Origin of the sequence: Novosphingobium lindaniclasticum LE124, from assembly GCF_000445125.1 — a bacterium.
Classification (GTDB): domain Bacteria; phylum Pseudomonadota; class Alphaproteobacteria; order Sphingomonadales; family Sphingomonadaceae; genus Novosphingobium; species Novosphingobium lindaniclasticum.
The window spans coordinates 52,802-78,797 of sequence record NZ_ATHL01000001.1 but is presented as its reverse complement, the minus strand read 5'-3'; the positions used below and the strand labels follow the sequence as shown (position 1 = coordinate 78,797).

The following is a 25,996-nucleotide window of genomic DNA, read 5'->3' as shown; positions in this document are numbered from 1 at the left end:
GTCCGGCGAACTCCATATATCATATCTTCGATCGGCATTTCTTATATTGCGTCGCGGTGGTGAAAGGCTGCGAGATCCGGCATTATTCACCACCCGCCAAAGCGCTCGATCATGACCCACATCCGGTACCGGCAGTCGGCCGCTCTATTGCGGCGATTTCGTAATGCGGCATAATGGAAGGGCAAGCAACGGAAGGCCTTGGAAGATGGTTAGCGAACAGCCGTGCTCGGACCGCTCGACACTTCGGCGGTGCGCATTCTGGATTGCGCTGATGTCGCCTCTTCTTTTGCCCTTGATCGCCATGCAGTTCACGAGCGAAGTCCGTTGGGATCTGGCGGACTTCGGGATGGCTTCGATGCTCCTCTTCACCTTGGGTGCGACTATCGAGGTGGCGCGGCGGCTATCTCGACGTCCACTCGTGCGTGCCGGCATGATCGGGCCCGTCGTAGCGGTCGTGGCGCTGGTCTGGGCGGAAGCTGCCGTCGGGGTATTCTAGGCAGCGCGACCGACGCGGCTACAGCGACTCCACCAGGCTTCTGTCGCGAAAACATCGATTTGCGCCGGCCCGCCACACGCTCGCGCGCACGGCGCGTTGCTCGGCCTTATCCTTGGCGATGGCGACCTGCTCATCGGCCGCCTCAGCGTCACGAGGCGAACGAAACGCCGTATGCAGCCAGTCAGGCGGTGGCGAACACTTTCGTTCCCACCACGCCGACGATGATCAGCCCCAGGAATCCCATCTGCACCGGGTTGAGCTTCTCTCCGAACAGGATCACGCCGAGAACCGCCACGCCGACTGCGCCCAATCCCGTCCACACTGCATAGGCGGTTCCGGCAGGCAGGCCGCGCATCGCCAGAGCGAGCAGGCCCATGTTCACGAAGCTGAGCGTGATCGGCACGGCGGAGGCGAGTACCGTCGCCTGGGTGCCTGCCCATTTCAGGCTGAGCGCCCAGACGATTTCAGTGATGACGGCAATGCCGAGGACGAGCCACGCCATGAGATCTCTCTTGATTACGGGCTCGGAAGGAAAAGCGCGTCGGCCGGAAACCCGAAAGAGGCGCGCGCTGGCGCGGCTGATAGGGCGACCGGCCGCGCCTGTCTACACCGGGCGAGAGGGCGCGGGCCTGCGTGGAGATTTCATGCGTCGCTCACCGGCTCCAGGAACACCACGCGGAAATCGCGTCGCGAAACGTCGGTCAGCGTGTGCTGCTCGAAATGCAGCAGCCCGCCTGCGGGCGGTTGGAAGCTGCGTCTTCCGCCCTCGCGTGCCAGCACGGCCTGCTCCTCCCACGAGCGGCGGAATTCCGGGCTCTGTTCCTGCAAACGGGCCACGACGCCGCGAACGCGCGGATCGGCCAGAGCATGGCTGTAGTCCCGGCGAAATTCGGCCAGCAGACGCTCGGCGCGCCGCGACCAGTCGGGCAGCAGCTTGCGCGCGGCCGGATGGGTGAAGACGTAGCGCAGCAGGTTCGGCTGCGGGTCATCCTCGAACAGTCCCGTGAACAGGCGCTTCGCGGCCGCATTGGCGGCGCAGAGCGTCCAGGCGGGATCGAGCGCGTAGCAGGGCCAATCGATCCGCCCGACCAGCGCGGCGATCGCTGCGGGAGCCGCTGCTCCGGCCTCTGCGAACGGATCGGCCGGGTCATGTCTGCCTGCCAGGGAGAACAGGTAGTCGCGCTCGGCAACCGAGAGGTCCAGCCCGGCGGCGAGCCGGGACAGCGTTTCCGCCGAAGGCCGAACGTCGCGGCCCTGCTCGATCCAGGCGACCCAGGTAGCGCCGATCGCGGCGCGCGCGGCCAGTTCCTCACGCCGAAGCCCCGGCGTCCGGCGGCGCCGCGCGGTTCCTTCCGGCGCCATGCTCTCGCGCCGTGTCCGCACGAAGGCGCCCAGCAGCTTGCGCTGTTCCTCGCTCTGCATGGGCCTCTTTATACCAGGATAACAATGTTCATTGTACCGGGCTGATAAAAGACGAACAAGAGCGGCACAAGGAGAACACCATGACCGAACATCTCTTCCGCCGCACAGGCCACGAACTGGTCGACCGCCAGTTCGGATCGACCGCGGCCGCTTATGTTGCCAGTGCGGTGCACGCAGCTGGAGCCGACCTCGACCGGATCGCGCTCCGGGCGCAAGAGGCCCGGCCGCAGCATGCCTTCGATCTTGGCGCCGGCGGCGGCCACGCGGGCTATGCGATGGCGCCTCATGCACGAAACGTCACCGCCTGCGACATTTCGCCCCGCATGCTGGAGGCGATCTCCGCCGAAGCAAACCGGCGGGGGCTGAACAACATCGCCCCGCAAGCAGCGGCCGCAGAGGCGCTGCCTTTCCCGGACGGCAGCTTCGACTTTCTGGCCTGCCGGTTTTCCGCGCACCATTGGCGGCAGGTCCAAACCGGCCTGCGCGAGGCGAGGCGGGTGCTCGCGCCGGGTGCCCCGGCCATGTTCATCGATGTCGTCGCGCCCGCCGCGCCGGCCGCCGATACGCATTTGCAGGCGGTCGAACTGCTGCGCGACGGCTCGCACGTCCGCGACTATTCCGCCGCGCAGTGGCTTGCCATGCTGGAAAATGCCGGGTTCTCGGTCGATCGCCTGACGACGGGCCGCCTGCGCATGGACTTTGCCGACTGGACGGCCCGCATGCGCACGCCGCCCGCGCTGGCCGCCGCCATCCGCGCGCTCCAGAACGCCGCCAGCGACGAAGTCGCCGCGCACTTCGAGATCGAGCCCGATGGGTCCTTCACCATCGACACCCTGCTGGTGGAAGCATTCTGACGCGGGCATCGGCCACATCCACATTCCACGCGGTTGAAAAATGCTTTAAGCGCACCTTTCATTTCTGCCGAGACTGCGATGACTTTACACGCCTGGTGGCTCTACGCCTTTGCCGTTTTTCTGCTTTCCGGGACTCCCGGCCCCAATATGCTGCACGTCATGACGCGGAGCGTGGAGTTCGGCTTTCGGCGCAGCATGGCGGCCATGGCCGGCTGCATGCTGGCGATCACGCTGGTTCTCGCCGCCTCGGCCGCAGGGTTGACGGCGCTGCTCAAGGCCATACCCGGCGCCTTCGAGGTTCTGCGCTATCTGGGTGTCGGCTATCTCGTCTACCTGGGTATCAAGGCCTGGCGGTCACCGGCCTCTCCCGACCATGGCAAGGGCGAGCATGTCGCTCGGCAGAGTTCGCCCGCCGCCCTGTTTCGCGGCGGCTTCACGATCGCGATCAGCAATCCCAAGCTGCTGCTTTTCGCAGCCGCGTTCTTCCCGCAGTTCATCGATCCCGCCCAGCCCAAAGTGCCGCAGTTCGCCATTCTCGTCGGGACTTTCGCGGTGATCGAGATGCTCTGGTACTGCACATATGCGCTGGCCGGCGGCTCGCTCTCCACATATCTGCGCCGCCCTGCGGTGAAGCGCATGTTCAATCGCGTGACCGGGTCGATCTTCGTCGGATTCGGAGCGGCGCTGCTCAGCTCCCGCGCGGCCTGAGGCGACCTCACCCTTCCGCCTGCGCGGCGCGCTTCGCCAGCAGGTAGGCACCGACGAGCCCCGAGGGTTCACGGCAGGCCGGCGGGAGGATCCGCCGTTCCATCGCTGCCAGATCGCGGGCGCCCTGCACGTAACCGCCCAGCATCTGCGCCGTTCGCACGCGGATGATCGGCAGCAGGCGCCGCTGCTGCATGACGCCGCCGCCCAGCACGATGCGTTGCGGCGCCATAGTCAGGAACAGGGTCATGCAAAGCTGCGCAAGGTAGTCCGCCTCCACGTCCCAGAACGGGTGAGCGGCGGGAAGCTCCGACGCCGGCGCGCCCCATGCCGCAGCGATCGCCGGTCCCGCCGCCAGCCCTTCCAGGCAGTCGCCATGAAAGGGGCAGGTTCCGGCGAAGCCCTCATGCGCGGGGTGGCGGCGGACCAGGACGTGACCCGCTTCGGGGTGGCCGATCCCGTGAACTGCGCGCCCATCGGTCACCAGCCCGACGCCGATCCCGGTGCCTACCGTGACATAGGCAAGCTGAGATATCTCCGGGCCGGCTGCCGCGACTTCGGCCAGGGCCGCCGCATTGACGTCGGTGTCGATGGCGAGCGGAACGTCTAGAAAGTCTCGCACGCGGGCGAGCAGATCGGTCCCCTCCCAGCCCGGCTTGGGGGTCGCCAGGATCTTGCCGTAGTCCGCCGCCGCCGCATCCACGCCGACCGGGCCGAAGCTGGCGATCCCGATCCCGGCCACGCGGCCCAGTTCGGCTGCACCGTCGAAGAAGGCCGCGACTTCGGCGAAAGTCGATTCGGGATCGCGGGTGGGTATAGTCGCAGTGCGGAGCGAGCCGGTCTCGGCTGTGCCCAGGGCGCAGACGAACTTCGTCCCCCCGGCCTCGATCGCTCCGTAAATCGTCATGCCCTGATCCATCCTGCCAGCCGCGCCCTCGCCGAGAGGGACGCCATCATCCGCGTCTGCCAGTTGGGACAAGAGCCGACAAGCGATTGCGCCCGCGGACCGAAATCGACCCGCGGGCGCTCGTAGACCTGACGATCGGCTTTGGCGGTGGGGCAACCGCCGTCCGGTCAGGCCGCCGAAGAGAGGCGGAACCGTTCCGTCTGACCGCCGGTATCGAAGCGGGCCGCCTGATCGTTGAGCGATCCGGCCTCGGTCGTCAGGTTGCGCGCCGCGGCGGAGGTTTCCTCCACCATGGCCGCGTTCTGCTGGGTGGAGTGATCCATCGTGGAAACCGCCACGCTGATCTGGGTGATCGCGGTGGACTGCGCCTGGTTGTCCTCGGCCATGCGGCCGAGCAGCGCGTGCACTTCGCCCACGCCTTCCGAGATCGTCTCGAAGGCGCCGTCCACGCGCTGGACCGCATCCACGGCGGTGACGATGTCGGTCTGGGTCACGGTAAGCTGGTCGCGGGCCCGCTTGGCCTCTTCCTCCGCGCGCATGGCGAGCGCGGAGACGAGGTCGGCGACGACCGCGAAGCCGCGTCCCGCATCCCCTGCCCGGCCGGCCTCGACGGCGGCGTTCATCGCCAGAACGCGGGTCTGGAACGCGATCTTGTCCACGCCCTCGATCACCTGGTCGATACCGCGCGCGCTGAGGCTGACGCGGTCCATGGCCGCCACCGCCTCGCCGGCCACCACGCGCCCGCCCGACACGGTCGAGAGAGCCTCGTCGGCACGGCGAACCGTCTGCGTCGAGGCGGAAGCCGAAGCCTTGAGCCGCTGGTCGATCTGCACCAGAGCCGCCGAAGTCTCCTCCAGGCTCGCGGCATTCGCTTCGGTACGGCGCGCCAGATCTTCCGAGGCCTGGGCGATTTCCTGCGAACCCGACTGGATACCGTCGGCACTGTTGGCGACCGCGCCGATCATGCGGCGAAGCTCCGCCAGTGCCGCGTTGAAGTTGTCCTTCAGCGATACGTAGCCGGCCGGGAACTCTTCGGTGATGTCCCGCGTAAGATCGCCCTGCCGCATGGCGTCCAGTCCCTCGCCCACGGCGGTCGTGACGATCCGCTGCTCTTCGGCGGAGCGACGGTCGGCCTCGGCGCGGTCGGCAGCGGCCTGGCGGAACACATCGGCGGCGCGGGCCATCGTGCCGATCTCGTCCTCGCGGTCAAGTTCGGGGATCGCGCAGTCTTCGCCCTTGGCGAGACGGTCGACGGCGCCGCTCAGCTTGGCCATGGGACGACCGATGATACCGCCGGCCGCGTAGAACAGGGATGCCAGAACCGCCACGACGATCACCAGCCCGCCGATCACCAGCTGCCAGGCAATGGTGCGCGCCGGCGCGGCAATCGTCGACTCCGGAACGTCGAGCACGAGCGCCCAGGTGGCGTTGAGGCCGCTGAGCGCGATCGGCTGGATCACGCGGCGGGTCTCCACGCCGTCGATGTCGATCTCGGCCAGTACCCGCGGCGCTCCGCTGGCGAGCGCGGCCTTCACCTCCTCGAGACCGGCATCCGCATAAGGCTTGCCCAGCCGCGCCGGATCGGGATTGGCGACCCAGGTGGCGCCTGCCGAAAGCAGCATGACGCGGCCGGTGCCGAAGGGCTTGAGCTTGGATAGGCGCTCGGAAATCGTGCCGAGTTCCATGTCCAGCCCGGTGACGCCGATGACTTGGCCGCCCGAGCGCACCGGCTGGGTGATCGAGGTCATGAGCACGGTCCGGCCGCCGGCATCGAAAGTGTAGGGATCCAGGATCGCGCCGTCGCCGCTCTCGAAAGCGCGGCGGAAGAAGGGCTTGTCGTAGCCGTCCGCCTCGTCGCTGGGATTCTGCTTCAAGGCGCCGTTGTTCTTGACCCAATAGGGGCGGAAATTGCCGTCCTTGCTCGATCCCGGAAGTCCGGCCTTGCCCGCATCCTCGCCGTCCCAACGGCCCGGTGCGATCATGGTCCACGCGCCCAGCGCTTCCCTGGACTTGAGCAGATCGGTCTTCACCACATTGGTCGCGGCGGCGCGATCACGGGCGCCGCTTGCGTGCAGATTGCCCATGGTGGAAGCCAGAGTGCGCGCGGTCGCCTCGAAACGGGCGATGTCCGACCTCAGCAGATTGCCTTCCGCTTCGGCCTGAGCGATCGCCGAACGGTCGGACAGCTCTCCGACGGACGAACGGGTTTCCAGCACCACTGCCGAGAAGCCCAGCAGGAGCAAGACGGCGATAGCCAGACCGGCGACGGTCATCAGCTTCCCCGCTATGTGCAGGCGGTTGAACAAGTCTCTCATTTTCAGCTCCAGGAATGCCGGGTGGCCGCGGCGACGAGGGTGGGCGCCGCGGCTATGGCCGCAGCGTCGCTAGGAAGATCGCGAAGGAGGAGCGCAGCTGGCTTGTAGGATCGATCGCAGCGCAGCCACGGCGGTGGTGCGGCCGGGCTCGGCGCGATCCTGGCGGAAGGGCCGCGATAAGGGAAGATCGGCGTTGCGGGGGCGACCCCGGCGAAACAAGGCAACTGCATGATGGTCCTGCGTCGGGACGAGAAAAGCAGTCACATTATAGGATGGTATGCCATCGGTCCGCCGGAGGGGCAGACAATTTCGCTGAGGTTCCCGTGAAACAGTGTCGAAAGGAACTCGGTCGGCAGGGGCAGGACCACTGCCACGCGGAGCCGTGGGGAAAAAGGAAATGGCGCGGAACAGCAGGACGCCGGAGCCCCGGCGTCCCGCCCGCTCACGCCGGGATCAGCGCGTCGCCCTGCGCCGCCGATCCACCGATCTCGGCGGGGTCAAAAGGCGTCGTCTGGTAGATCTCGTTGATCCAGTTGCCGAAGAACAAGTGCCCATGGCTTCTCCAGGCGTTCATAGGCGGCCGAGCCGGATCGTCGTCGGGGTAGTAATTGGCCGGGATCGGCCCGCCGTCGCGGTTGAACTCGTTAGCCAGAGTGTCGCCGTCGTACTCCAGGTGATTGAACATCAGCAGCGCGCGACGCTGCGGATCGTGGAGCAGGCAGAGGCCGGCCTCGTCGCTTTCGGCCAGCACCCGCAGTCCGCGCCCCTCGGGAATTTCCGCCTTGCGCACTTCGGTCCAGCGTGAGACCGGCGCCGCGAAACTGTCCGACATGCCGCGCAGGAAAGGCGAGTTCGGCGCGAGATTGCGGTGCGGGAAGACGCCGAAGGCTTTGGCCGCCAGCTCATGCTTGGGCACGCCGTGGAAGTGATGGAGAAACGCCTGCGCCGCCCAGCAGATCGTCAGGCAACTGTGAACGTGCGTGCGGGTCCAGTCGAAGATGCGTTGCAGTTCCGGCCAATAGCGCACTTCGCCGAAGGCCAGGCGCTCCACCGGCGCGCCGGTGATGATGAAGCCGTCGAAACGCTCGTGCTCGACATCGCGCCAGGGACGATAGAAGGCCTCGAGGTGTTCGGCCGAGGTATTGCGGGCGACATGATCGCTGATGCGCACCAGGGTCAGTTCGATCTGCAGCGGCGTGGCGCCCAGCAGGCGGGCAAGCTGCGTCTCGGTGCTGACCTTGTCGGGCATCAGGTTGAGCAGGCCGATCCGCAGCGGGCGGATGTCCTGGCGCACGGCGTCGCTTTCGCGCATCACGGCCACGCCTTCGTTCTCCAGGATGGAGCGGGCGGGCAGGTGGTCGGGTATCTTGATCGGCACTTCGCGGCGGTCCTCGGTTTCGGGACGACGCTGGTGGCTTGATCCGTTTCTTGCCGGGTCGGCCACATCCTCCTTGCGGAGTGCCACCTTGCCCGGATCGGCAGGTTGGCGTCGGGCGTCGACCCAACTCTTGATGCTGAAAATCTCGCTAGACGTTTCGGCGCGATCTTGCAACGCCTTGTCCCGAGAGTGCATGACGGCTCAGATTGACGGGAACGGGAAACGGGCCTAGCCGCCCGGATCGCCAAAATCGCCGTCGCTGCCACGGCTGCGTTATGCTAAGGACCTTTACATGAGTTTGCCGGCTGCCGCCGTGGCGTTGTTGATGACGGGCCCGTCGGTGCCCGATGCCCCCGTCCCGCTCGCCGCACAGGCTGCGGCCGAGCCCGCAGCGGTGCAAGTGGGCGCCGCCCCGGTCGGAACTGCGCCGGTAGAGCCGGTGGCAACGGCGTCGCAGCAGACCCCGCCGATCACTCTGCCTGCCGCTCCGGTCCCGCCCGCGGGTTCCGTGCCTGCGACTCCCGAGGCAGCCTCTCCGCCGCCCTCGCCTGCCGCGCGCGAAAACGGGGACGAGCCCGAGTCGGTGATCGTCGTCACGGCTCCCGAACCTGCGCCCCCCGGCGACCCGCTCCAGCGGATCAATGCCGAATCGTTCAAGGCCGTACAGGCGGTGGACCAGGCGGTGCTCGAACCCGTCGCCAAGGCCTATAACAAGGGCCTGCCGCGCCCCGTCCGCAAGGGCCTGCGCAACTTCTTCAGCAACTTGAGCGAGCCGGTCGTGTTCGCGGCCTATCTGCTGCAGCTCAAGCCCGGCAAGGCGGCGGAGACGGCGGGACGTTTCGCGATCAATACGACGCTGGGCATCGCCGGGTTGGTCGACGTGGCCAAGAAGAAGCCGTTCAACCTGCCCTACCGTCCCAATGGCCTGGCCAACACCCTGGGCTATTACGGCGTCGGCCCCGGTCCCTTCATGTACCTGCCGATCGTGGGCCCGACCACCCTGCGCGACATCATCGGCGACTCGGTGGACAGGCTGCTGCTCCCCGCCGCGATCGGCAAGCCTTTCACCAATCCCGAAGTCGTGCTGCCGATGACGATCGTCGACCAGCTTGGCGAGCGTGCCGCCTTCGACGAGCGGATCAACGAGATCCGCAAGGAAGACAAGCCCTACGCCGCCTACCGCGACCTCTATCTCAAGCAGCGCAAGGCGGAGATCGAGGCCCTGCACGGCCGCATTACGCCCGATGTCGTGCCGGTCTATGGCCCAGGCCTGAAGACCCCGCGCAAGAAGGATGCCGAAGCAAAGGACAGCGCGGCTCAGACGGACGCCCAAACGCCGTCCGCCACGGAGCAGGCGACCGAGCCTCCGGTCCAGCCCGCCCCTTGAAAGGCCGCGAAGCGCCGTAGCGGACGCCTTGGCATCGGCTCACAATTGCGGTTAGGCTGCCGTCGCCTGTCCCTTCCGACGAGTACGCCCTACCTTGAAGCTCCTCCTTAAACGCCCTCGATCCGCATTGCGGGACTTCCTGCGCAGCGAAGCTTCGGGGGGCATCCTGCTGATGGCCGCGGCCGCGCTGGCACTGGTCGTCGCCAACGGTCCGCTTGCGGAGAGCTACTTCTCCGCTCTCCACGTCATGATCGGCCCGATGTCCCTGGCCCACTGGATCAACGACGGGCTGATGTCGCTGTTCTTCCTGCTGGTCGGGCTGGAAATAAAACGCGAGTTCATCGACGGGCATCTCTCCACCTGGTCCGACCGTGCGCTGCCCGCCCTTGCAGCCGCGGCCGGCATGAGCTGCCCGGCCGCGATCTATCTCGCGATCGCCGGTTCCACGCCGGGCCTGGCCCGTGGCTGGGCCATTCCCGCCGCTACCGACATCGCCTTCGCCATCGGCGTGATGGCACTCCTGGGCAAGCGCGTACCGGCTTCCCTCAAACTGTTCCTGACCACCGTGGCCATCGTCGACGACATGGGCGCGGTGGCGGTGATCGCACTCGCCTATACCAGCCAGATCAAGGGCGCGGCCCTGCTGGCGGCGGGCGTCATCATGGGTGTGATGTTCGTGCTCAACCGGATCGGCGTTAAGCGCCTCTGGCCCTACCTGCTCCTGGCGGCATTGCTCTGGTTGGCGGTGCTGCTGTCCGGCGTCCATGCTACGATCGCGGGAGTCCTGGCCGCCAGCCTGATCCCGATCCGCGCAACGCCGGGCGCCCCGGACAGCGCGGAATCGCCGCTGCACCGCCTCGAACACGGGCTTCACGGCTGGGTCGCCTATCTTGTCGTGCCCCTGTTCGGCTTCGCCAACGCCGGCGTTTCGCTGGCCGGCCTCGGGGTCGAGCACGTGCTCGCGCCCTTGCCGCTGGCGGTCGCGGGAGGGCTGTTCCTTGGCAAGCAACTCGGCGTATTCCTGACGCTCCGGCTCTGTGCCTTCTTCGGCCTTGCCAAGCGGCCGAGCGGTGCGACGTGGGTGCAGACCTACGGCATGTGCCTGCTTTGCGGCATCGGTTTCACGATGAGCCTCTTCGTGGGCGCACTGGCCTTCAGCGACCCGGTGCTGGTCGACGAAGTGAAGATCGGCGTGCTCGGCGGCTCGATGGTTTCGGCCTTGGCGGGCTTCGCCGTGCTTCGACTTGCCGCATCGCCCAGCCGTCGAGCGAGACCGCGCGAGTAGGCCGGGCTCGCTGCAAGGGCGTAGCTACAACTCTCCTTCCACAAAGCCGAGGGCCGTGAGCAACGCGGCGCGCGCGGCGCGGCAGCGATGCCAGAGGTCGGGTTCCCCGAGATCGTCGGGGGCGATGTGCTCCGGCCATTCCTGCTCGATCACGGCCTCGATCCTGTCGCACAGCCCCTCGTCGAGCAGGAAGCGCCGGTCTATCGCAGCCTCCGCTTCAGGGGAGACGGCAACGCGCAGGCGCAGACAGGCCGGGCCGCCGCCGTTGCGCATGGATTCCCGAACGTCCACCACTTCCAGCCGGGAAACCGGATTGTCGCCTTCGCGAACCTCTTCCAACCAGGTCCACACCGCCGGCTCCTCTCGCGCTTCCCGAGGGAGAATCAGGGCCATGCCTCCCGCAGGCAAAGTCACGAGCTGCGAATTGAACAGGTAGGTGCGGATCGCCAGATCAAGGCTGATCCGGTCCGCCGGCGCCTCGATGATCACGGCACCGGGAACGCGCTCGGACACGGACCTGTAAACCGCCTCCCGATCTGCAAAAGCCTGTTCGTGGGCGAAAAGCACGTTCTCGTTGGCGACGGCGACGACATCGTTGTGGAACGCTCCCGCCGCGATGGCGATCTCGCTCTGCGCGGCGAGCAGGTGATCGCCCGAGGCTAGACCGTGACTTCTGGCGACGGCGGCGCTCGCCGACCGGTGCTGGCGAGCCGGGAAAACTTGCCCCGCACTGCCCCGCACCGGCCGCTCGCCGTGAACGAACACCTCCAGGCCGGGCGCTTGGTGGCTTTGCCCCAGACGCATGGAATTGGCCGCACCCTCATCGCCAAGCCCTCCCGGCAGGGCGGGGTGAACGGCGAAATGGCGTTCGTCCGCAAAGGCGAGGCGGAGCTGGCGAAAGGTCTGATCCTGCTCGATGCTGCGGTGAAGCATCGTCGAAAGGTTGGCGACCGTGAAATGGCAGCGCCCGTCTGAGGTGTCCGGCGCGGGCGAGACCGTCGCGGCATTGGCCGTCCACATGGCCGATGCGGAGAAGGCGTTGCGCAGCAGCGCCGGCTCCCGTTCCCAGGCCGCGCGTAGCACTGCATCGTCGGACCCGGAGAAGCCCAGCTTGCGCAACCACTCCGCATTCGGGCGATCGTGCGGCAGGAGAATGCCCTGCGGCAGCCCAAGCGCGAGCATCGTCCGCATCTTGCCGAGCCCCTGCAAGGCGGCTGCTCGCGGCGCCGAAGTGGCGCCGGCGTTAGAGGCGGAGGCAATGTTGCCGAGCGAAAGGCCCGCATAGTTGTGGCTGGGCCCGATCAGCCCGTCGAAATTGATCTCGCGCACCATCCGTTCCTTCGATATCCTGCAGAAACCGCATGATTTCTCATATGCGGCTCAATAGACACCCCAAAAATGAGCATGAGCTTGTGAGTTTTCGGAATGAACCATGACGAACGCCGCCGGCTGCCGCCGATGTCCATGCTGCACGGCTTCGAAGCTGCCGCCCGGCTCGGCTCGTTCTCGCGCGCGGCCGAGGCGATCGGACTGACCCAGGGGGCGGTGAGCCGCCATGTCGCCAATCTCGAGACCTGGCTGGGTACGCCGCTGTTCGACCGTAACGGTCGCCGCGTGACCCTGAACGCGGCGGGCAGTCGGTTCCTGGACGAGATCGCACCCGCTCTCGCCGCCATCCGCCGCGCAACCGGTCGCCTGATCGACCCGGAACCCGAACATGTGATCGAACTGGCGGTACTGCCGGGCTTCGGCATGCGCTGGCTGGCGCCGCGCCTGCCGGGTCTCAGCCGCAGGCATCCCGACTTGGTGGCGAACCTTTCCGCAAGAACCGACATCTTCGATTTCGCCGCAGAGCCGTTTCACGCCGCGATCCACGTCGGCGCGCCGGACTGGCCGGGCGCGGACCACGACCTGCTGTTCCACGAGCATGTCGTTCCCGTCGTCTCCCCCGCCTTTCGTGAACGGCACGGCATTGCCGAGCCCCGCGATCTGCTGGGCGCGCCGCTCCTGGTGCAGTCCGCCCGGCGAGACGCCTGGACGCGCTGGTTCGCCTTGTTCGGATGGGACGCGCCGGACCCGGTGACATTGCCCAGCCTCGGCCACTTCCTGATGCTGGCCCAATCGGTGAAGGCAGGCGGCGGAGCGGCGCTGATCCCGAGCTTTCTCGTTCAGCCGGAACTGGACGCAGGCGATCTCGTCGTGCCGTTCGACGCGCCCCTCTCGGAAGATCGCAGCTATTGGCTCGCCTATCCCCGCAGCGTTCGAGAGCCCGCCGCATTGTCGCGCTTTCGCGCATGGCTGGCCGAAGAATGCCCATTCCAGCCCTGATCTTGGCCAGCCCTGATCTTGGCCAGCCCTGATCTTAGCCAGCCATGATCTGTAATGGAACCACGAGCGCGGCGCACGGTTGATCGAGCACACCCTTTATCAGGCGCCCTCACCGCGATGCTCGAAATTCCCGCCTCCTCCGAACCGCACAGCTTCGACCCCCCGCCCGAAGCCGCAGCGTTCTATGCCGATAGCCTCAAGCTGCTCGGCTCATGGGACATCCCTTACCTGCTGTCCGGCACTTACGCGCTGACGTGCCATACCGGCGTGGTTCGTCCCACCAAGGACATCGATGTCTTCTGCAAGCCCGGCGACGCGCCCCGTCTGCTGGCGCGCTTCAAGGAGGAGGGCTACGAAGTCTCGGTCGAGGACGAGCGGTGGATCGCCAAGGTCTGGTCGGGAAAGAACTTCTTCGACGTGATCTTCAACATGTCCTCCGCCTCGATCCCGATCACCGATGCCTGGTTCAGCGAGGTTTTCACCGCCGAAGTCTACGGCACGCAAGTACGCATCACCCCGCCGACCGAATTCATCGTCTCGAAGGCCTTCATCCAGGATCGCTATCGCTACGACGGTGCGGATATCGCCCATACCATCCTTCGTATGCACGACCGGATAGACTGGCACCGCCTGCTCTCGCTGATGGAACTGCATTGGGAAGTGCTGCTCCTGCACGTACTCAATTTCCGTTTCATCTATCCCACCGAACGCGAGGCCATCCCGCGCTGGCTGTTCGACACGCTGATCGAGCGCATCCGGGCTCAGGCCGAATTGCCCCCGGCGGAAGTGCGGATCTGCCGCGGCCGCCTGTTCTCGCCGCGCGACTATGTGATCGACATCAGCGAATGGGGTTTCGCGGACCTCGTAGGGAAAGGACTGGACGAGAAGCATGAACGACATGTCTGACACGCTCCGCCTGGCGGCGATCGGCGACCTTCACGTAAACGAGCAGGACGGCAAGTCCTATCGCGACCTCTTCCGGGAGATCTCCGACAATGCCGATGTCCTCGCTCTCTGCGGAGACCTGACGAACTTCGGCAAGACGGGCGAGGCGGAACGGCTAGCATCCGATCTTTCGGCCTGTTCGATCCCGGTCGTGGGCGTACTCGGCAACCACGACTACGAATGCGGCCAGCCCGAGGAAGTCGCGCATATCCTGCGTCAGGGCGGCATGACCCTGCTCGACGAACAGGCGGTAGTGGTGAAGGATGTCGGTTTTGCCGGGGTCAAGGGCTTCGTAGGCGGCTTCGGTCGCGGCGAACTGGGCGCGTTCGGAGAGGCGGCGATCAAGACCTTCGTCGATGAATCGCTCAACGAGGCCCGCAAGCTGGAGAACGGACTGCGCTCGCTACGAACCGAGCGAACCGTGGTCGTGCTGCACTATGCGCCGATCCCCGAAACCGTCGCGGGCGAGCCGCCCGAAATCTTCCCCTTCCTCGGATCCTCCCGCCTGGCCGATGCGGTCGATCGGTTCGAGAACGTCAAGGCGGTGGTTCACGGCCACGCCCATCGCGGCACTTACGAGGGCAAGACCCTGCGGGGCGTACCGGTTTTCAACTGCGCGCAATTCGTCGTCTCGGCCCGCTTCGGGCGGCCTTACGCCTTGCTCGACGTTTGACCCTCAACCTCATGGAAGCACCGCCGATGGAAGCGGCAGACGTCTTCACGAGGATCGACCTGGAACTGCGGCCCGATCCCGGCCGTACGGTCATCCGCCCGTTTCATTTCGCCTATCCACCCGCCTTTGCCGGACAGCACCCGCCTCGCCCGCAAGTCATCGTCGAACGCCTGCTGGCGCTTGGCGAGGACGTGCGCGAGCGGATGATCGCCTTCATCATGGGCCCCATGCGCGAACGTCATCGTAATGCCGACGAGGTGTTCCTGCGCCAGGTAGACGCCCTCGCCGCGGAACTCGGCGACATTTCCGCTCTCAAGCGGCGCGACCGCCTGCTGCTGGGCGCTTACCTCAGCCAGGAATATTCCTTCGAATCCGCCGCCCTGTTCAATCCCAGCATCGTGCGCATCCCCTTGGAGGACGACGTGGCCCAGGCGCCGGGCGAGGGCGTCAGGTTCCTCCTTTCGCTGCGCGGAATAGGCGAAGGACACATCTCTTCGGTAACCTTCCGCACCGGCACCTGGGACGGCGGCAACCGGGTCACCATCGATCCCGCCAGCCCCCATTGCTTCCCGCCGCGCATCGAGAGCGACGAACAGGGCTGGGTCCGGCTTCAGTGCCACGACAGTCAGGACGTCTCCGAAACCGTGATCTTCCCCGTCCTGCCGGGACAGAAGCAGGGGGTGGAGGACTTGCGGATGGTCGTGTTCACCGAAGACGACGGGCAGCGCCTGCTCATCGGCACCTACACCGCCTACGACGGGCAGAATGCGCGCCAGGAGATATTGCGCGGGGTCGACCTGCGGACCTTCGAAATGCGCGCGCTCTCCGGCCGCATGACCGGCTACAAGGGCATGGCGCTGTTCCCGCGCCGGATAGATGGCCGCTATGTCATGCTGGGCCGCCAGGACGGGGAAAACATCTGGCTGCTGCGCTCCGACGACCTCCTGACCTGGGAGCAGGGCGCACCGATCATGATGCCCGCCTACCCCTGGGAGTTCGTCCAACTGGGCAATTGCGGCTCCCCCATCGAGATCGATGAAGGCTGGCTGGTCTTCACCCACGGCGTGGGCATGGTGCGCGGCTACTGCATCGGCGCCTGCCTGCTCGACCGGGACGATCCCTCGCGCGTGCTGAAGCGATCGCGCGCGCCGCTGGTCTATCCCAGTGCGGAGCAGCATGGCGGCTACGTTCCCAACGTCACCTACAGCTGCGGCGCGCTCGTCCATGGGCGCCGCGTGCTGCTGCCCTACGGCATCGGCGACGAAGTGACCGCCTTCGCCGTCGCCAGTCTCGACGATCTTCTCGGCGTGCTCGTTCCGGCCTGACCTGGTGCCCGCTGTTACATACGCCTCTTTGCACGGCCGCTTGCGATCACCATGTTCGCCTCCAAGGAGAACGAACGCATGCCGACCTACGAGAAGAATGAAGACGCCATCGCGCGCCTGACGCCGGAACAGTTCCACGTCACCCAGCGCAGCGGCACCGAGCGCCCCGGATCCGGCGAGTACCTCTACAACAAGAAGCCGGGCATCTACGTCGATATCGTCTCGGGGGAGCCGCTCTTCGCGTCCTCGGACAAATACGAATCCGGTTGCGGTTGGCCGAGCTTCACCAAGCCGATCGAACCGGCAAACGTGAACGAGCTGGTGGATCACAGCCACGGCATGACCCGCACGGAAGTTCGCTCGGCACATGGCGACAGCCACCTCGGCCACGTTTTCGAGGACGGCCCCCGCGACCGGGGCGGTCTGCGCTATTGCATCAACTCCGCCTCGCTCCGGTTCGTCCCGCGCGAGGAGATGGAGGAGGAAGGCTATGCCAGCTACCTCGATCAGGTCGAGGATGTCGCCTGATCGTCAGGGCCTGATCGTTCAGGCCTGAACAGGGCCCTCACGCGCCGCCTCACCGTACCGCTTCGGTGAGGCAGGCGCGCGGCTTCACGTCGCGCATGGCCAGCGTCGTGTTGAAGTGACGCACACCGGGAAGGCGCCGCAGGCGGTTGCGCAGGAAATCGTCGAGTTCCGGCACGCCCCCGGTCATGACCTGCAGCAGGTAATCGAAATCGCCCACGACGGCATGGCAAGCCAGGATGGCCGCCTCGTCACGCACCGCGCCTTCGAAGTCTTCATGGCGGTCGAAGGCGATGGAGACGTGGACGAAGGCACTGGTGCCCAGACCGATGGCGGCAGGATCGATCATCGCCCGGTATCCGGTGATGACGCCCGCCTTCTCCATCGCCTGAACGCGCTTCCAGCTCGGCGTCTTGGACAGCCCCGCCGCCTCGCCCAGATCCGCGAAGCTGAGCCGGGCATCCCGTTCCAGAGCCGCAAGGATACGCCGGTCGGCGGGATCGAGCCGTGGCGGTGCCTTCGTCATGAGAACGAACTTCTCCAATCTACCTCACCAGCGAGACGATCGTTCTTCATCATCAGCATTCCATCTGCCAAATGGGATCAATGTCCCCTTCCTTCGGTGCTATTGTCCTCTCACACATCTGCTGGAGAGACAACATGGAACGCCGCAAGGTCTACGAACTGCTCGAGGCGCCTGCCGCTCTCGACTACGAAATCTACCTCCAGACCGAGCGCCTGCTGACCTGCCAGAAACCCTTCGACGACCTTGCCAATGCCGACGAGCTTCAATTCCAGATCGTCCATCAGGTGGAGGAACTCTGGATGAAGCTGATGGCCTATACGGTCGTCGCGGTGGACGAATACCTGCGTGAGAAACAGACCTTCCGCGTCACCACCCTGCTCACGCGCTGCCACCGCATCCTGCGCATGATGACGGACCAGCTCGAACTGTTGGAAACCATGTCGCCCAAGGAGTACCAGCAGATCCGGCTTCAGCTCGGCAACGGCAGCGGCCAGGAGTCGCCGGGCTTCCGCGTTCTGCTCCGCATCATTCCCGATCTCTGGGCCACGTTCGACGCAGCCTATGTCACCGGCGCCGGCCGGACCGTGCGCGACATCTACGACCACGCCTATGCCCACGACGAGGCCTATGCCGTGGCCGAGGCACTGATGGAACTCGACGAACTCTTCGGCAAGTTCCGCTGGCACCATCTGTTCCTGATCCACCGCTCGATCGGCATGGGCTCGGCCTCGCTCAAGGGACGCTCCGTCGATCTGCTGCAGGCCGGTGCGAAACATCGCTTTTTCCCCGCGCTGTGGGACGTGCGCGTGGAAATGACCGACGAATGGGGCCATGACTACGGCCGAGTCCGCGAGAGCATCGCGGAAAAGGCGAGCCACTGATCGATGCATGACCTGTTCCACGTCCCGGAAGGCGGCCCCTACCTGCTGAGCCACTCGGTCGGCTGCCTGCCGCGCACGGCCCGCGCCGCGCTCGACGCTGCCTATCTCGATCCCTGGCAGAACACCGGTGGAGCGGCCTGGGAGCCCTGGCTGGAGACGATCGAACGGTTTCGCGGCGGCGTCGCAAGGCTGCTCGGCACCAGCGCGGATGAAGTCGCGCCGCAGGAAAGCGTATCCTCGGCGCTGTTCTCGCTTCTCTCGGGCTTGCGGCTCGAGAACGGGCGAAACTACGTGGTGCTCTCGGAGCAGGCCTTCCCGACCGTGGGCTACGTTGCGCAAGGCCTGGAGCGGCTGGGCTTCCGCACCCGCCTCATCCCGGCCGGCCACTCCCCTGGCGATGCAAGGACCTGGGAACGCCATATCGACGATGAGGTGGCGGCCGTGATCGCCATGCATGTCCATTCGAATACCGGCGTGACCTCGCCGATTTCGGAGATCGCGGCGCTGGCAAGGCAGCACGGCGCGATGACGATCGTCGATGCCGCGCAGTCCGCCGGGATCCTGCCGGTAACCCCGCGCGAATGGGGCGTCGACGCCGTGATCGGGTCCAGTGTGAAATGGCTCTGCGGCGGCCCCGGCGCGGCATGGCTGTGGCTGCGCGGCGAACTGACATCCGCCATCGAGCCGCTGGACCTGGGATGGTTCGGGCATGAGGATCCCTTCGAATTCGACATCCGGCGCTTCCGCCCCGCCCCCGACGCTCGCCGCTTCCAGGGCGGCAGCCCGTCCATCGCGCCCTTCGCGCTTGCGACTGCCGGTCTCGACGTGATCGACCGCATCGGTCAGGAGGCGATCCTGCGCCATAACCGCACGTGCATCGCAGCCTTCGCCGAGGCTGCCGGCTGCGAGATCGACATGACGGATCGGGGCGGAACGCTCTGCCTGCTGTTCGAAGACGTCGCGCATCTCAACGCGGCGCTGGCCCCCGGTGGATTTCGCTACGATGTGCGCGGCCAGTGCCTACGGGCGTCGTTCCACGCCTGGAACACGCCGGAGGAAGCGGAAGCTCTCGGCCGAACCATCGCGCATGCCGGATTGCAGTTCAGCCTCGCGGGATGAACTGGCCCGAACGCGCTCTTCTGTCGAAATCATGCCCTCGCCATATCGACAACCGGACCAGGATAGGCATCATCGGCTTCATGGGATCGACCGGATCTTTTCTGCCTTTCAGAGCCTTCCAGCCAAGGAGCCATCCATGACTTCGCCGACCTCCCGTTCCCCGCGCCGGGCTTTGCGCGCACTGATCCTGGGCGGTGCCCTGCCCGCCGTGAGCATGGCTTCGATGGCGATCGCCGCTCCGGCCGCTCCGCAGTTCGATGTCGCCCGCATTTCGCAGGACATCAAGGTGCTCGCGAGCGATGAATTCGAAGGCCGCGGTCCGGCGACCCCGGCCGAGAAGAAGACCATCGACTACCTTGCAGCACAGATGAAGGCTGCAGGGCTTCAGCCCGCCGGCCAGAAGGGTACGTGGTTCCAGGACGTGCCGCTGCGCAAATCGGAAATCACGGGCAGCCCCCGCCTGGGGATGACCGTGGGCGGCGCGGCCGTTCCGCTGTCGCAAGGCGAGCAGATCGCCGTGCGCGCCGCCGAGACCGGTCAGTCTTCCGTAGCCTTCAAGAACCTGCCACTGGTCTTCGTCGGCTACGGCGTCAAGGCGCCGGAACGCGGCTGGGACGACTTCAAGGGCGTCGATCTCAAGGGCAAGATCATGGTCGTCCTCGTCAACGACCCGGACTTCGAGGGCGGAGAAGGCGATTTCGGCGGCAAGTCGATGACCTACTACGGCCGCTGGACCTACAAGTACGAGGAAGCCGCAAGGCAGGGGGCGGCGGGCGTGCTCGTGATCCACGAGAGCGAACCCGCCTCCTACGGCTGGGCGACGGTCAAGAACTCCAACACCAACACCATGTTCGACATCGTCCGCGCCGATCCCAGGTCCGCGCACACCCAGATGGAAGGCTGGATCCAGAAGGATCTGGCGGCCAGGCTGTTCAAGGCCTCGGGTCTCGATTTCGAAGCCGCCAAGGCCGCTGCCCGCAAGAAGAACTTCCAGCCGGTGCCGCTCAAGGCCACCATGAGCGCCGACTATGCGGTGAAGTCCGAGATCATCACCTCGCACAACGTCGCCGGCTTGGTGCGCGGCTCCAAGTACCCTGACGAGACGGTGATCTACTCGGCGCACTGGGACCACCTGGGCGTCGGCCTGCCCGATGCCAAAGGCGACCGCATCTACAACGGCGCGCTCGACAACGCCTCGGGCACGGCCGCCCTGCTCGAACTCGCCCGCGCCTACGCGGGTGGTCCGCCGCCGGAGCGCTCGGTCCTGTTCCTGGCCGTGACGGCAGAGGAGAAAGGCCTGCTGGGCTCGGAATTCTATGCGGACAATCCGCTCCGGCCGCTGGCCACGACCGCAGGCGTGATCAACATGGACGGTCCTTTCGCGGCCGAGAAGACGGTCGACTTCAGCATCTCCGGTGCGGCAAAGCTCGATCTGCTCACCATGCTGACGGAGGAAGGCGAGAAGCTGGGCCGGCACTACACGCCGGACGCGCGACCCGAAGCGGGCAGCTTCTACCGTTCCGACCACTTCCCGATGGCAAAGCGCGGCGTCCCCGCCATCTCCTATGATGCCGGCACCGAACTGGTGAACGGCGGGGCGGCACGCGGCAAGGAACTGGCCGATATCTACACGCGCGACCGCTATCACCAACCGGCCGACGAATACGACGCCACCTGGAACACCAGCAGCTGGGTCGGCGACATGACCTTGCTCTACAACCTCGGCAACCGCCTGGCCAACGGCCGCGACTGGCCGAACTGGTCGCAGGACAGCGAATTCCGTGCGACCCGCGACACCACGGCAGCCTTGCGCAAATGATCCTAAAGCCGCCGCGCGCCAGATTTCGGCAGCACGGCGGCTTCCTATTCGAGGCGGGAGATAGTGGCCCTTCGCCAGAAAGCACCGATCCGGTGATCTCGAACGTAAAGGTGAATGAGAGAGCTACAAAACGGATTATTTCATTTTCTTGAAGGACTTCCGGTCGTTTACCACCGCCACTCGAGCGTGCGCGGCACTATCCGCGCTCCCTGCGTTTCTTGCGAGTGACAACCTTTTAACGCCGCAATGACTTTATTTTCACTTGTTAGAAAGGAAGCTATCCGGCAGCAATTCCTTGCGACGAAAAAAGAACTGCAGCGTCTCCCATCCCGTCCTCGGATCGCAATTCGATACTCGGCCGATCTCTCAAAGTCAGAGAGCGCAAGTCCGGGCGCTCAAGCCAGACAGGCCCCCAAAGCAGGCATAAAAATGGCCCGAAGGCCATGAAGACCTCCGGGCCAAGGAATAGGGCTGCTCTGTTACGAGCCGCCTTCGGGTCGCACGCTGTGTTTACGCCCGGAAACGCCCATGCGGCGTGACCGGGATCACACCTGATGTATGAATCGTAACGGGCCTTCTTCCCCAACCCGGCTACAATGCGGTAAGCCGTCCTTGTCGCGCGGACACTTCGCACGGCGGGGCGGCCGGCCGGCTGAGGGGCACCGTAGTTGGATTTCGAAGGTCAGATCGAGGCCATTCGGGCGATTTTTCGATGTGATCGGCAGCCTGCCGAATCGCTGGCGCGCGTTCTTATGCCCCAAAGGCTCTTCGCCAAGGACATCCTCGCCAGACAGGGCGAACCCTCTTACAATTGCTGGCTCGTCATCGAAGGCGCTTTACGAGTCGAGACTTACGGCCTCGAGGGGCAGCGCCAGCAAGTGGCGCAACATGGTCCGGGCGAATTTTTCGGAGCCTATCCCACCGCTTCCGTGCATCGCGCGGAGATCAGCGCCCTATTCGATTGCCAATTGCTCTGCGCCGAAGCCGGCAAGATCGCCGAACTCGTCGCCGGCGATGTCCAGATCGCGGCGGGAATGGCGCGGCTTCTTGCCCGCCAGCTCGACCGTGCGCTGGACCGGATGGTGACGCGCATCACCTATAGCGCGGCGGGCCGGGTCTATGCCGAACTGGTGGCGCTGGCGGATGGACGCGATCGGATCGTGCCTTCCCCCCGCGTGACGATGCTGGCCCTGGGGGCGAACACCACGCGCGAAACAGCCTCGCGCGCCATAGCCACGTTGATTCGGCGTGGGATCATCAGCCGCGACGACGAGCAGTTGATCATCCATGCGCCCCGCATGCTGGCGGAACTAATCTGCTGATTTCCCGTCAGTTCATGCGCTCGGCAGGTGACAGAACAATCCGATGGGGACGTTCCCGATCGCTGTGACGATCTCCCCCGCCGCATCGAAGCGGTAATCGGGCGCAAGCAGTTCAAGAGCGGCGATCTGCGGCCAGGATGCACAGATGCTTCCTCCTGTTGCCGCGCTGGCTAGCAGGCAAGCCAGTTCGCCGGAGACCTCGAGGCTTTCGCCCGGCACGACCGCACGGCTGTCGATCCCCAGCCGCAGCTCCGGATCCTTGCGCAGCAGCGCCTGCGCGTGATCGATCGCAGCCACGAGGTCCGGAAAGGCGAGGACGGTTCCCTTCTCATCTTCGATCTGCGTGACGGGGGCGCTACCGAGAACGCCAGGCAATCGCCCGGGAGATGCGACAATCGTGACATTCTTCGCGCGATCCAAAGCACTGCCGCGCGCCGGCAGCCATTCATCGAGAATCACGCGGCGAACCGGCAGATCGTGCGCGCGCCACTCGACCTCGGCCGGAGAGGGAAGATCCGTGGCCCGCGCGAGGTGAAGCGCTACGGCGCGCGAGGCCAGGCTTCGGGCGTGCCGCAAGGCCAGCCCCATCGCCACTTGCGACCCGTTCAGAATGGCAGCCTCTGACAAACCGGCATTGCCTTCGAGGACCTCGACCACGTCTGCCTGCCCCATCAGCCGATCGAAGCGTTCGCCCCAGGCACTGTCGTACTGTTCGACCGAGATCTGCCGAAAGCGGGCAAGCGACGTGGGCAGCACGACATGAAGCCGGGCACCGCGAGCCACTGCCATTTCGGCCATGAGGATGTCTGCGCCGGCTGCCAGGGCACCGAACACAGCGCCGGGCCGGATCTCGTCGAGCGCGCATTCCAGCTTGGCGCGCGCTTCGGCTTCGTCATCCGGCAGGCCGATTATCCCATAGAAATAAAGGCTGGGCGGCGGCTGGAGATCGTCGAGGAGATCGGGCGACCGGCCAAGCCTTTCCAGGATCTGGCGGAACTGACCCAAGGTGACGGCATGGTCCTCCCACGCCTCGGGCGAAGACTTCATCGCGCGTTCCAGCGCCTGGCGGCTGGCTTGCGGATCGTCCAGAAGCAGCAGCGCCTCCGCCTCGGTAGCCCCAAGCCAATACCGCGTTTCCGGCTCGTAGTCGCCGCAAGCCAGTATTTCCAGCACGCGGCGGGCGATGCGACGCGCTTCGTCGGGACGATCGTTGAGGAAGGCGATGGTTGCCGCATTGATCAGCGGGTATGTCGCCCGGCGGCTGCCCGCTGCCTGCAGATAAGCTGCCTGCGCCTGCTCCAACAGGCCGGCACGTTCACTGCCCCCACCGCGCAGCCCGCGGTCCTTCAGCAGCCGACCCTTGAGGCTCAGCGCATCGGCTGAAGAGGATGCGCCTAGGCCCAGATCCTCGAACATCCGCCATGCCCGCAAGGTATCACCCGCGCGCGCGATCTGCCTGATTCTGGCAAGGGCAGGAAGAGTCACCGGCGTTTTCCCTCAGGCGGATGGCGGTTTCAGAAGCGACCCGGCGGCGGGTTCTTGATGTCCGGATCGATGGTCAGGCCGACCCATCGCGGATCGCAGCGGGTCCCCTGAAGGAGATCGACGTTGATGTTGAACGGGTGCCGGGTTCCCAGCTTGCCGCCGCGATTGAAGCGCGCCTGGAAGCGGACCACCTTGTAGCGATCGAGCTGCTTGTCGTATTTGTCGTACTCCAGGCCGCCGTAATAAGAGGACAGCGCTTCCTTCGTCGTGATCGCGTCCCAGGCCTTCGAAAAGAAGAGCTGGTCGCCCACCAGTTCGATCTCCACTTTGCTGTCGCAAGTGATGGGGATGTAATGGAGCTTCTCCTTGCCCACCACTTCGTAATGCAGAGAGATCGCCGCGTCGACGACCTCAAGAGTCACGCGAAATGGAACGACCGTGGCATCGTCCGCCAGCCCGAGATCGAAGTCGGGCGAGAGGCCGTACTGGGTATAGTTGAGCGTGGACATGACCCTTCCTGATTTCCCACGGCCGTTCATTTTGGCCCGGCGTCAATTCCCGAAGGGCGCGGCCAGTTTCTCCTGCCAGACGCGCCAATCGTTGTTCTGCGGATCCCCTGCGATCAGCCGCGCGACATCCTGCCGCGCTTCCTCCCGCAGCTGTATCGCACGGCTCTTCTCGCCCAGACTATAGAGCAATTGCGCGTTCGAATAGCGGGCCAGCATCCAATCCTGCTGGTAAGTCGCGTTCTTGGGATCTTCCGTGACGAGCCGCTGTACGATCGCAGCCTGCCGCGATCGTTCCTGCAGCGCCTCGACGTCGCGGCCCTGCACGCGCAAGGCGTCCGCCATCCATGCGTGGCGATTGGCGATATCCACGTCGAGACTGCGATCCTCCGGCACCATCCGGGCGACCCGCTGCATCGTTTTCAGGGCATTGCCGCATTCGCCCAACTGATCTTCCGGTCCCTTGAGAGTGACCGCGATCGTGCAGATATTGCCTTGGGCATAGCCGAGTTCGCGCCAGTAGGCCTGGTTTTCCGGCACGAGGCGCACGAGGTGCTCCGCCAACGCGCGATAGGCAAGGAAGCGGGGCAGTGCCCTGTCGAAGCGCTGGCCGATGAAATCGACGTAGCCCAGCCAGAACTCGCTTTGCGCATGCGCGAATATCCTGGACGGGTCGCGCGGATCGGCTGCCAGCAGCGTGGCGGTAACGCGGTGCGCCTCTTCGAACTTGGCGATGGCTCCGGCGCGGTCGCCGCGCTTGTGATCGTCCTCGCCCATGGCGTGGAGGATACGGGCCCGGCGTTCCAGGGAATCGGCCGGCAATGCGTTCAGATCGGACTGATCCGCATAGTAGTCGAGCGCCTGCTGGTTGACGGATTGCAGGACATCGAGACGGCCGACGCCTTCCAGCCTCTGTCTGAGGTCCGTCAACATGAACTCGATCAATCCTTCGGCCTGCTGTCTCTGGTGCTCCGCTTCTTTCTGCGCGCGAAGCGCAAAGATCAGCATGAGGGCCATGGATAGAGTAAGCAGGACGGTGAGGAGCGTGATGGCAATCACACGGCGCAGCTGGCGCTGCGCATCACGCTGGATGATCTGGTCCAGAGCGATGCCGGTCAGTCCCGCCACGATCTTCAACCGGGCGAGCTTGGGGCCGTCGTGATCGGTGCGGAAGTCCGCCGCGATGGGCTCGTGCGTGATGCCCGCCGCATCCGGGCCGATCAGCGAGGCTGGAAAACTGTCCTGCGGCTCCCCTTCCAGCAGCGCGGCTATCACGGGGCGGCCCGGGTGAAGGCTGCGAAACAGTTCGATCTCGGCATCGACCCAGCGCGAGTTCCTTGCAGCGGGCGAGCAGAGAACCAGCAGCACATCCGATCGCGACAGGGCCTGGCGCACTTCCTGGTCGAGGCTGGAGGCGGCAGGCAGTTCGGCACGGTCGCGGAAGATCGGCGTCAACTGGCGCGGCACGGTCCCGGAAGCGGTTGCCGTGCCGACGAGGCGGGCGGGGATCCGGTAAGATTCCAGCCAGCGGTGCAGCCGCCGGGCGAAGCGCTCATCGACGTGACTGTAGCTCAGGAAGGCACGATAATGCCGCGCACCCGCGTTTCCGCTCTCGGCGGCGCCGCCGGTACCGTCCAAGTCCTCGTGAGCCGTCATCCTCGACGAACGATCATCTGCCAACGCCCCCGCGGTGCCCCAGCCTGCAATTCGTCCCTATCACATCGATTACCCGGCGCAACGCCCGAGAACCCCTGACCATTATGGCGCGTCCGACTTAGCGAGGACCAGCCGCC

General features: G+C 65.7%; 24 protein-coding genes and 1 riboswitch. Of the genes, 14 read left to right on the top strand and 10 right to left on the bottom strand.

Features of this window, described 5'->3' with window-relative positions; translation table 11 throughout:
* Positions 1 to 271 precede the first annotated feature (271 nt).
* Positions 272 to 496, top strand: coding sequence for a hypothetical protein (locus L284_RS25465; RefSeq protein ID WP_021232075.1), 225 nt, complete (start codon positions 272 to 274; stop codon positions 494 to 496).
* A gap of 181 nt (positions 497 to 677) precedes the next feature.
* On the opposite strand, the gene L284_RS25460 is transcribed toward L284_RS25465, so the two are convergent.
* Together L284_RS25460 and L284_RS25455 are read right to left on the bottom strand one after the other, a co-directional pair.
* A complete protein-coding gene (locus L284_RS25460) occupies positions 678 to 998 on the bottom strand; it encodes a DMT family transporter (RefSeq protein WP_021232074.1) in 321 nt (106 codons plus the stop codon).
* A gap of 140 nt (positions 999 to 1,138) precedes the next feature.
* Complete coding sequence (locus L284_RS25455) at positions 1,139 to 1,918, bottom strand: helix-turn-helix transcriptional regulator (protein ID WP_021232073.1); 780 nt, start codon at positions 1,916 to 1,918, stop codon at positions 1,139 to 1,141.
* A gap of 80 nt (positions 1,919 to 1,998) precedes the next feature.
* Between L284_RS25455 and L284_RS0123505 the strand changes: the two genes are divergently transcribed.
* Positions 1,999 to 2,772, top strand: a complete 774-nt coding sequence (locus L284_RS0123505) for a class I SAM-dependent methyltransferase (RefSeq protein WP_031341276.1) — start codon at positions 1,999 to 2,001, stop codon at positions 2,770 to 2,772.
* Positions 2,773 to 2,850: 78 nt separating this feature from the next.
* Entirely contained in the window at positions 2,851 to 3,480 is a 630-nt protein-coding gene (locus L284_RS25450; protein ID WP_031341275.1) for a LysE family translocator, read from the top strand.
* Between the two features lie 7 nt (positions 3,481 to 3,487).
* Here L284_RS25450 and L284_RS25445 read toward each other — a convergent pair whose 3' ends face one another.
* The 3 genes from L284_RS25445 to L284_RS25435 all read right to left on the bottom strand — a co-directional run bounded on the left by L284_RS25445 (position 3,488) and on the right by L284_RS25435 (position 8,077).
* Positions 3,488 to 4,384, bottom strand: coding sequence for an ROK family protein (locus L284_RS25445; protein WP_031341274.1), 897 nt, complete (start codon positions 4,382 to 4,384; stop codon positions 3,488 to 3,490).
* A gap of 167 nt (positions 4,385 to 4,551) precedes the next feature.
* Complete coding sequence (locus L284_RS25440; protein WP_052018278.1) at positions 4,552 to 6,699, bottom strand: methyl-accepting chemotaxis protein; 2,148 nt, start codon at positions 6,697 to 6,699, stop codon at positions 4,552 to 4,554.
* Positions 6,700 to 7,141: 442 nt separating this feature from the next.
* Entirely contained in the window at positions 7,142 to 8,077 is a 936-nt protein-coding gene (locus L284_RS25435; RefSeq protein WP_031341269.1) for a homoserine O-succinyltransferase, read from the bottom strand.
* A 36-nt stretch (positions 8,078 to 8,113) separates the two neighbouring features.
* A riboswitch (SAM-I-IV-variant riboswitch) is annotated at positions 8,114 to 8,219 on the bottom strand.
* Between the two features lie 150 nt (positions 8,220 to 8,369).
* Between L284_RS25435 and L284_RS25430 the strand changes: the two genes are divergently transcribed.
* Positions 8,370 to 9,464 carry an MlaA family lipoprotein gene (locus tag L284_RS25430; RefSeq protein ID WP_081673839.1) on the top strand — a complete coding sequence of 365 codons (1,095 nt, stop codon included), beginning with the start codon at positions 8,370 to 8,372 and terminating at the stop codon, positions 9,462 to 9,464.
* A gap of 94 nt (positions 9,465 to 9,558) precedes the next feature.
* On the top strand, positions 9,559 to 10,749 hold the full coding sequence (gene nhaA / locus L284_RS25425; protein ID WP_031341266.1) for a Na+/H+ antiporter NhaA: 1,191 nt from the start codon (positions 9,559 to 9,561) through the stop codon (positions 10,747 to 10,749).
* Between the two features lie 24 nt (positions 10,750 to 10,773).
* On the opposite strand, the gene L284_RS25420 is transcribed toward nhaA, so the two are convergent.
* Complete coding sequence (locus tag L284_RS25420) at positions 10,774 to 12,081, bottom strand: N-succinylarginine dihydrolase (RefSeq protein ID WP_021232064.1); 1,308 nt, start codon at positions 12,079 to 12,081, stop codon at positions 10,774 to 10,776.
* A gap of 93 nt (positions 12,082 to 12,174) precedes the next feature.
* On the opposite strand from L284_RS25420, the gene L284_RS25415 reads away from it, so the two are divergent.
* From L284_RS25415 to msrB, 5 genes are all read left to right on the top strand, one after another.
* Positions 12,175 to 13,077: a LysR substrate-binding domain-containing protein gene (locus tag L284_RS25415; RefSeq protein ID WP_021232063.1), complete on the top strand. Its 903-nt coding sequence runs from the start codon at positions 12,175 to 12,177 to the stop codon at positions 13,075 to 13,077.
* A gap of 117 nt (positions 13,078 to 13,194) precedes the next feature.
* Positions 13,195 to 13,983: a nucleotidyltransferase family protein gene (locus L284_RS25410; RefSeq protein ID WP_021232062.1), complete on the top strand. Its 789-nt coding sequence runs from the start codon at positions 13,195 to 13,197 to the stop codon at positions 13,981 to 13,983.
* Positions 13,967 to 14,695: a metallophosphoesterase family protein gene (locus L284_RS25405; RefSeq protein WP_021232061.1), complete on the top strand. Its 729-nt coding sequence runs from the start codon at positions 13,967 to 13,969 to the stop codon at positions 14,693 to 14,695. The genes L284_RS25410 and L284_RS25405 overlap by 17 nt, the downstream gene beginning before the upstream one ends.
* A 26-nt stretch (positions 14,696 to 14,721) precedes the next feature.
* Positions 14,722 to 16,020, top strand: coding sequence for a glycoside hydrolase family 130 protein (locus L284_RS25400; RefSeq protein ID WP_031341264.1), 1,299 nt, complete (start codon positions 14,722 to 14,724; stop codon positions 16,018 to 16,020).
* Positions 16,021 to 16,098: 78 nt separating this feature from the next.
* A complete protein-coding gene (gene msrB / locus L284_RS25395) occupies positions 16,099 to 16,548 on the top strand; it encodes a peptide-methionine (R)-S-oxide reductase MsrB (protein WP_031341263.1) in 450 nt (149 codons plus the stop codon).
* Between the two features lie 49 nt (positions 16,549 to 16,597).
* Here the strand turns inward: msrB and L284_RS25390 are convergent, their stop codons facing one another.
* Positions 16,598 to 17,071 carry an Lrp/AsnC family transcriptional regulator gene (locus tag L284_RS25390; protein WP_021232058.1) on the bottom strand — a complete coding sequence of 158 codons (474 nt, stop codon included), beginning with the start codon at positions 17,069 to 17,071 and terminating at the stop codon, positions 16,598 to 16,600.
* 134 nt (positions 17,072 to 17,205) lie between these two features.
* Between L284_RS25390 and L284_RS25385 the strand changes: the two genes are divergently transcribed.
* The 4 genes from L284_RS25385 to L284_RS25370 all read left to right on the top strand — a co-directional run bounded on the left by L284_RS25385 (position 17,206) and on the right by L284_RS25370 (position 22,212).
* Positions 17,206 to 17,952 carry a tryptophan 2,3-dioxygenase family protein gene (locus tag L284_RS25385; RefSeq protein ID WP_021232057.1) on the top strand — a complete coding sequence of 249 codons (747 nt, stop codon included), beginning with the start codon at positions 17,206 to 17,208 and terminating at the stop codon, positions 17,950 to 17,952.
* A gap of 3 nt (positions 17,953 to 17,955) precedes the next feature.
* Positions 17,956 to 19,071 (top strand): aminotransferase class V-fold PLP-dependent enzyme, encoded by a 1,116-nt coding sequence (locus tag L284_RS25380; protein WP_021232056.1) that lies wholly within the window; start codon positions 17,956 to 17,958, stop codon positions 19,069 to 19,071.
* A gap of 136 nt (positions 19,072 to 19,207) precedes the next feature.
* Positions 19,208 to 20,890: a M28 family metallopeptidase gene (locus L284_RS25375; protein WP_021232055.1), complete on the top strand. Its 1,683-nt coding sequence runs from the start codon at positions 19,208 to 19,210 to the stop codon at positions 20,888 to 20,890.
* 752 nt (positions 20,891 to 21,642) lie between these two features.
* Complete coding sequence (locus tag L284_RS25370) at positions 21,643 to 22,212, top strand: Crp/Fnr family transcriptional regulator (protein ID WP_081673844.1); 570 nt, start codon at positions 21,643 to 21,645, stop codon at positions 22,210 to 22,212.
* Positions 22,213 to 22,224: 12 nt separating this feature from the next.
* Here L284_RS25370 and L284_RS25365 read toward each other — a convergent pair whose 3' ends face one another.
* From L284_RS25365 to L284_RS25355, 3 genes are read right to left on the bottom strand one after another with little or no spacing between them, the layout of a single operon-like run.
* Positions 22,225 to 23,697 carry a TRAFs-binding domain-containing protein gene (locus L284_RS25365; protein WP_031341259.1) on the bottom strand — a complete coding sequence of 491 codons (1,473 nt, stop codon included), beginning with the start codon at positions 23,695 to 23,697 and terminating at the stop codon, positions 22,225 to 22,227.
* 29 nt (positions 23,698 to 23,726) lie between these two features.
* A complete protein-coding gene (locus L284_RS25360; protein ID WP_021232052.1) occupies positions 23,727 to 24,206 on the bottom strand; it encodes a nucleotide synthetase in 480 nt (159 codons plus the stop codon).
* A 42-nt stretch (positions 24,207 to 24,248) separates the two neighbouring features.
* Positions 24,249 to 25,859 carry a TIR domain-containing protein gene (locus tag L284_RS25355; RefSeq protein WP_021232051.1) on the bottom strand — a complete coding sequence of 537 codons (1,611 nt, stop codon included), beginning with the start codon at positions 25,857 to 25,859 and terminating at the stop codon, positions 24,249 to 24,251.
* Between the last annotated feature and the right edge of the window lie 137 nt (positions 25,860 to 25,996).